4 protein-coding genes are annotated in these 6,610 nt (G+C 69.2%); 2 read left to right on the plus strand and 2 right to left on the minus strand.

Annotated features, from left to right (window positions below; translation table 11 throughout):
* Positions 1-999: HlyC/CorC family transporter (locus tag KBI44_17265; GenBank protein MBP9146230.1), on the plus strand; the 999-nt coding region annotated here is incomplete at its 5' end.
* 46 nt (positions 1,000-1,045) lie between these two features.
* Here the strand turns inward: KBI44_17265 and KBI44_17270 are convergent.
* The gene (locus KBI44_17270; protein MBP9146231.1) at positions 1,046-3,685 is read right to left on the minus strand and encodes a peptidoglycan DD-metalloendopeptidase family protein; all 2,640 of its coding nucleotides are present in this window, start codon (positions 3,683-3,685) and stop codon (positions 1,046-1,048) included.
* A 178-nt stretch (positions 3,686-3,863) separates the two neighbouring features.
* On the opposite strand from KBI44_17270, the gene KBI44_17275 reads away from it, so the two are divergent.
* Positions 3,864-5,084, plus strand: coding sequence for a dipeptidase (locus tag KBI44_17275; GenBank protein MBP9146232.1), 1,221 nt, complete (start codon positions 3,864-3,866; stop codon positions 5,082-5,084).
* A gap of 86 nt (positions 5,085-5,170) precedes the next feature.
* On the opposite strand, the gene KBI44_17280 is transcribed toward KBI44_17275, so the two are convergent.
* Positions 5,171-6,610, minus strand: a 1,440-nt coding sequence (locus KBI44_17280; protein ID MBP9146233.1) for a DUF885 domain-containing protein, incomplete at its 5' end; no start/stop codon positions are given.

Below are 6,610 nucleotides of genomic sequence, written 5' to 3' on the forward strand. Positions count from 1 at the left end.
CGCGGCGCCGACGAGCTCGCGCTCGCCCTCGTGGTCGCTTTCATTTCGGTGTCGTCGATCGTCCTCGGCGAGCTCGTGCCGAAATCGCTCGCGCTGCGCAGCAGCGAACGCGTGAGCCTGCTGGTGTCTCGACCGCTGCTCTGGATGTCCCAGGCCGCGCGCCCGGTCGTCTGGTTCCTGACGACGGTCTCGAATCTCCTCCTGCGCCCTTTCCGGGATCAGACGACGTTCACCGAGGCCCGGCTCTCGCCCGACGAGCTCCAGCACCTGGTGGAAGAGGCCGCCACCTCCGGATCTCTACTTCGCGCCGCGGGCGATATCGCCTCGCGCGCGATCGAGCTCGGCGAGCTGCCGATCTCCTCGCTCCTCATCCCGCGGACCCAGGTGGCCTACCTGCGCCGCGACGCGACTCGCGACGAGGTCTGGGCGCTCCTCCAGTCGCGGCCGCATTCCCGCTACCCGGTCGTGCTACGCGATCTCGACAGCGTCGAGGGATACGTGCTCGAGCGCAACCTCGTGCAGCAGATCATCGAAGGGGGCGGCGTCGACATCGGCGCGATCCTGCGCGGCGTGCCGCTCGTCGCCGCGCGGACGCCCGCGGTCGAAGTGCTGCGCGACCTGCAGGAGAGGCGCGCCCACCTCGCCGTGGTCATCGACCAGCACGGGATGACCGCCGGCATCGTGACCATCGGCGACATCGCCGAGGAGCTGCTCGGCGAGGTCCTCGGCGAGCACGAGAAGCCGGCGGAGGCGATCCGGCGGGACGCCGGCGGGAGCGCGCTGGTGCGCGCCGACACGCCGGTGCAGGAGGTCAACCGGCAGCTCGGCACGGACCTGCCGGTGTCGCCCGACTACTCGACCCTGGCCGGCCTGCTGATGCACGAATCCGGACAGATCCTGCGGGCTGGCGAAGAGCAGCTCGTCGATGGCGTGCGCATCGAGGTCGTCGAAGCGACGCCGCGGCAGGTGAAGCGGGTGCGATTGCACCTGCCTTCCTGAGAACGGAGCGCCCCAGGCCGGCCGCTCGCGGAAGCGGGCGCCCCTCTCAGTCCGGGTCCAGATACATAGTGGGCGCTTCGCCCGGCTTCCAGAGGTGGAGGCTCCAGCTGCCGGCGTTGTCGGGATGGTTGTCGGACGAGCGGAAGCGCCACGCCCACGGGTCCGTCGCCGGCGGCCCGTTCCAGCCCCAGGGGTCGATCGCGGCCGCCGCTTTGTCGCCCTCGAAGAAGTCGGCGCGGGAGTAGTCGAGCTCGAAGCTCGAGCGATAGCTCAGGTTGCGATGGCGGAAAACCGCGATGTGCAGGTGGTTGCCGCTCGAGGCCCCGGTCGTGCCGACGCGCCCGAGAACGGTACCGGTAGCGACCGAGTCACCTCGTCGAACCAACGTGTCCGACATATGGGCGTAGTACGTGGTGAACGGCTCGCTGTAGCGGCCGAAGCCCACCGCATGGCGGACGAAGACCTCGCGCTGATGCGGGTCGAACCCCACCGCCGTGAGCTCCAGAACGTACCGCGGCACCGCCGCTGCCACCCGGCCGGCGGCCACCGCCACCACATCGCGGCCGTCGATATACCCGATGTCCGCCGCCGCCTCGTCGACGCCGCTGACCTCGTGCTGCGGCGAGCTGTTGCACGTCTGAATCCCGTTGAGGTCGACGTAGTGGGCCTCCGGGTGGTCGGCAACCGGAACCTGACCGAAGTCGGAGACGTCGATCGGGATGTTGTAGACGTCGTGGTTGAACGACTGCGCGCTCTCTGCCACATGTTCACCGGAGTAAGGCCGGGAGAACACCGGCAGGAAGTGGGGCGCGGCGGTGAAGATGCAGTCGCTCTGCCCCGCCGTCGCACTCACCGCCGCGGCGAACGGCGCTCCGCCGTTGCCGAAGTGGCGACTGACGGAATCGCCGTCGCAGGCGGCCAGGACATTGTTCGGTCCGGCGAGTGCATAGAGACCGGCGCGCTCGATGATCAGGTTCGGATCGCCGTCGAGCAAGTCCTGACAGGGGTCGCTCGTCGCACCCTGGGCGAGGAGACTGAAACCGCCGGATACGGGATCGCGCACGCTGCAGTAGCGGCCGTAGCCGGCGGGCACCGGAATCGTGGCAAAGAGCGACGTCGGCTCGGCCAGGGCGTCGGGTTCCCAATCTTCGTTCCAGATGCGCTCGGTCACGATCCCGCCGACGACCGGCGCGATCGGACCGAGACCGTAGTCCTCCCCGCCCCATTTGCCCTCCGGATGGCGATTCGTCTCGGAGAGCAGCAGGACGTTGCCGCGGTAGAAGATCGCGTCCTCGAGGGTGTCGCCCACCCGCGCCCGCGCGGACGACGCGACGTTCTGGTGGCCGATCCTGTTGTAGGCGTGAAAAACGACCCCGTCGTCCGAGAAGGCCCGGCCGGGCGTCGTGTCGTCGCTGCCGTCGGGCAGCAGGCGGGCGACCGCCAGGTCTGTCGGGCCGTAGAACGACGCATCGATGGGGCTGTTCTCGTGCGTGCCCGCGAGGTAGAAGCTGCCGTCGGGCCGCATCAGCAGGCGCCGCAGCCAGGTGGCGCCGGGCTCGCGCGCCGGCGCGTCGCCGCCGAAGTCGGAAAAGCGCAGGCTGCGCCGGCCGTTGCCGTTGAATGTCGGGTCGAGGAATCCGCCGCTGCCGACCGCCACCAGCGCGCCGCCTGGAGTCATGTTGAATCCGGTCGCCGTCGCGGCCACGACCAGGCGCTGGCGGGTGGCGTCGTAGCCGACGTCGACGACCGTGGGGGCCGTGAACATCGAACCGTCGCTGATCAGCGCCCTGCCGTCGAAGTGGAAGTCGGTGTCGAGGTCGCCGTTGGCGTGCAGCCGCGCCAGCGCGAAGCCCGTCTCGCCGGAGGTGGGCGCCTGGGCCACGCCGGCCAGTACGATCCGGTCGTCGGGCAGGATCACCAGGCGCTCGCAGGTGTCGTTGTCGCCGCCGCCGCCGTTCCAGTCGATCTCGCGGTAGCCGTTGCCGTGGAAGCTCGAGTCGAGCGCGCCGTTGGCGAGGAACCTCATGACCAGCATGTTGCGCTCGCCAGCGCGCTCGACGTCGCCGCACGCCAGGACTCTCCCGTCGGAATAGGTCTCGACGTCGGTAAACCGGGTCTCGAGGCCGAAGAAGCCGACCAGATTCTCGAGCGTGAAGCGGCCGTTCGACGAGAAGCTGTTGTCGTAGGTGCCGTCCACCGCTGACAGCCGAACGACGAAGGCGGTGTCCGGCCCGTCGGTACTGGCGTAGCCGGCGATCACCGGACGCGACGCGGAATCGATGTCCAGCGCCCGGCAGCGATCGGCCAGCTCGCCGCCGAGATTCAGGGCGATGCGCCGGCTGGCCTCGAGCTCGCCGGTGAACTCCATGTCGAGCGTGCGCGCGTCCGGAAAGTGGCGGGTGACGGCGCAGTCGAGATCGAGGTCGAACTGGGCGTCCTTCCATTGGTTCACGGTCACGATCCGGTGGCCGCGGTCGGCGGCGACGGCGTAGGCGGCGATGTCGCCGTTGTGAACTCCGGTGATCTCGGTGAACACACCGGAGGACCTGGAGGGGCCGAAGGTCTCCCAGACCGTGCCGGTGTTCGGCTGGGCCTGCGCGACCTCAGGCCAGAGGCACCCGATCACCACGATGAGAGTCCAGGTCGAGCTCGGTCGACGTCGTTGCCGCTGCGCGATGAGGTTCATGGAGCGGGTCTCCTTGGAGCGCCAGGATGCTCCTCAAATGGAAGAACGTGCTCCGCCGCGCCAGGGCGACATCGAGCCCCGAGGGGTGGGTCCGCGGCGCTTGCCGGCAGATCCCCGAGGTTGCACGGGGCCTGCGGTATCCTCCCGCATCGATCGCTCCACTCCTCCGGAGACCTCCATGGCCCGTCGCCCGCTCGCAGCCGTTGCTCTTCTCACCATCTCAGCCCTGCCCCTGCCCGCGTCGGGTTCCACTTCCGACTCGAGCTCCGAGCTGCTGGCGCGCGCGCAGGCGATCCTCGAGCGGGCGCCGCTCATCGACGCCCACAACGACCTGCCGAGCATGCTCATCGAGAAGGGGGACCCGGACTGGAGGGCAATCGACCTCGGCAAGGTCCAGCCGCAGCTCTGCGCCGACCTTCCGCGGCTGCGGGAAGGCCGGGTGGGCGCCCAGTACTGGTCGATCTTCACCGACGCGGAGAACGCCCACAAAGGCACCTCACTCCACGAGGCGGTGCGCGAGATCGACGTCGTGCTGGAGATGATCCGCCGGCATCCGGAGCTCGAGCTGGCGCGTTCCGCCGACGACATCGAACGCATCCACCGCGCCGGCCGCATCGCCTCCCTGATGGGCATCGAGGGTGGCCACATGATCGAGGATTCGCTCGGCGTCCTGCGCATCTTCCACCGGCTCGGCGCGCGCTACATGACACTCACCCACTGGAACAACGTCCCCTGGGCCGACGCCGCCACCGATCGCCCGGAGCAGGACGGCCTGAGTGAGCGCGGAGAGGAGATCGTCCGCGAGATGAACCGGCTGGGGATGTTCGTCGACCTCTCGCACGTCAGCCCCGCGACGATGCTCGACGTGCTGCGGGTGAGCCGCGCGCCGGTCCTCTTCTCGCACTCGAACGCCCGCGCCGTGGCCGGCCACGTGAGGAACGTCCCCGACGAAGTTCTGCGTTTGATGCCCGCGAACGGCGGCGTGGTGCACGTCAACTTCCTCAGTGTGTTCGTGGCGAAGGGCGACGCCGCCTGGCAGGAAGCGCGTACGGCAAAGCTCGAAGAGCTGCGCGCCGCCCTCGACGAAGAGGCGGCCATCGACGCCGGCATCGCCTCCTGGGAGAAGTCCCATCCGCAACCTCGGGGGACGATCGCCGAAGTCGCCGACCACATCGATCACATTCGCGCCGTCGCCGGCATCGACCACATCGGCATCGGCGGCGACTACTACGACGACGGCGCCAAATCGATGGTCCCCGAGCTTGCCGACGTCAGCCGCTACCCCCACCTCTTCGCCGAGCTCCTCCGCCGCGGCTACACCGACGACGACCTCCTGAAGATCGCCGGCCGCAACCACCTCCGCGCCATGCGCCGGATGGAAGCCGTCGCGCAAGAGTAGCGACGTCGTCGGGGAAGTCGACCACCGGCGGCCGGAGCACGGCGGAGACGGACGTGGAGCTCACGGCTGGGCGGAAGCCTGGATCGTCAGCTGCCGCCGCTGGCCGCGCCGCCGGCCGCCCCTCCTCCGAGGCGCGGCGCGACGAACCCGTCCATCACCGCCTTGCGCATCAGCGCCGGAGGCAAGAGGCCCTGGGCGAGCAGAAAGTCGTGGAACGCCAGCCGGTCGAACTTGTCGGCCAGCTTCCGTTCGACGTCGGTGCGCAGCTCCATCAGGTGCTGGTAGCCGCAGAAGTAGGAGGGCGCCTGGCCAGGGGCGCGAAAGGTGTAGCGCTCGACCTCCTGGAGCGCCATGGCATGCGAGAGCACGACGTCCCGCTCGAGCACGCGGAACGCCTCGTCCCTGGTGATGGTCCCGAGCTGGAGGCCCGGGTCGAGATGCGCGCGCGCCGACCGCAGCAGGCGATGCTGGAGCGCGATCAACTGCCCCTCGAGCGGCTGGTACGGCTTCATCTCGGCCTCGGCGTAGAGCGCCCAGCCCTCGACGTTGACGCTGTTGAAGGCGTAGAGCACGCGCGCCTGCGAGACCCCCTTCTCGACGATCGAGGCGAACTGCAGCTCGTGGCCCGGACGGCCCTCGTGAGCGGTCAGCGTCCAGGACGCGGCCTCGAAGGTGAAGTCGTCGAAGCCGATCTCCTCCTTGCCGCTCTCGCCTGCAATCTTGAGCGGCAGGACGAATTCCCCGAACTCGCCGGTGTTGCCGATCAGGCGCGGCGGGCTCATGTTCGGCGCGGGCGTCTGCGCGCTCTCGGCCTCGCTCGCGATGCGAATGCGCATCTCGCGCTCGGGAAGCGTCACGATCCGGTTGGCGGCGATGAGCCCTTCGAGCTCCTTGATGCGCTGCTGGTAGTGCGGCAGGATCGCCTCGCCGACCAGCTGTTTCGTCTTCAGGTCCCGGATCACGTCGCGGTAGTCGGACGAGCCGAGCCCCCGCTCCTTGGCGATCATCGCAGCCAGGACCTGCATCTCGTTCTGGATCTCGTGGAACGACGCTTTGGCGCGCCCGGTGAGCTCCTCCACCGTCCAGTCGACGCCGAACTGCTGGAGCGCGAAGCGGTACTGCTCCTCGGGGATCCGGAAGTCGTCGACCGCGCGCGGCTCGACCTCGGCGTGGAGGAATGCGGTGTATCCGTCGAGCTGCTTCTGGAGCGCCTCGTACGGCTGCTCCCAGCCGGCGAGCTGGTACTTCTCGAACAGCTTGGCGATGCCGTCGAGGTAGCGGGCGGCGTTGCCGAAATCCTTGGCCAGGTCGTCCTTGAAGGGCCCACGCAGCGTTGTGCCGGAGCCGCTCGGACCCTTCAGCGCGTTCCTGGTGTAGGCCATCGCCTGGTCGGTGATCGGCGTGAAGCCAGGCTCGAGGCCGGCGTACTTCCTCAGGCGCGCCAGCGCCGCCTGGCGCCGCTCGGCCGGAACCCGGTCGTCGAGCAGCGCGCGCAGGCCGCCGAAGATCTGGGCATGGACGTTGAA

The sequence above is a fragment of the Thermoanaerobaculia bacterium genome (assembly GCA_018057705.1).
Classification (GTDB): Bacteria; Acidobacteriota; Thermoanaerobaculia; order Multivoradales; family JAGPDF01; genus JAGPDF01.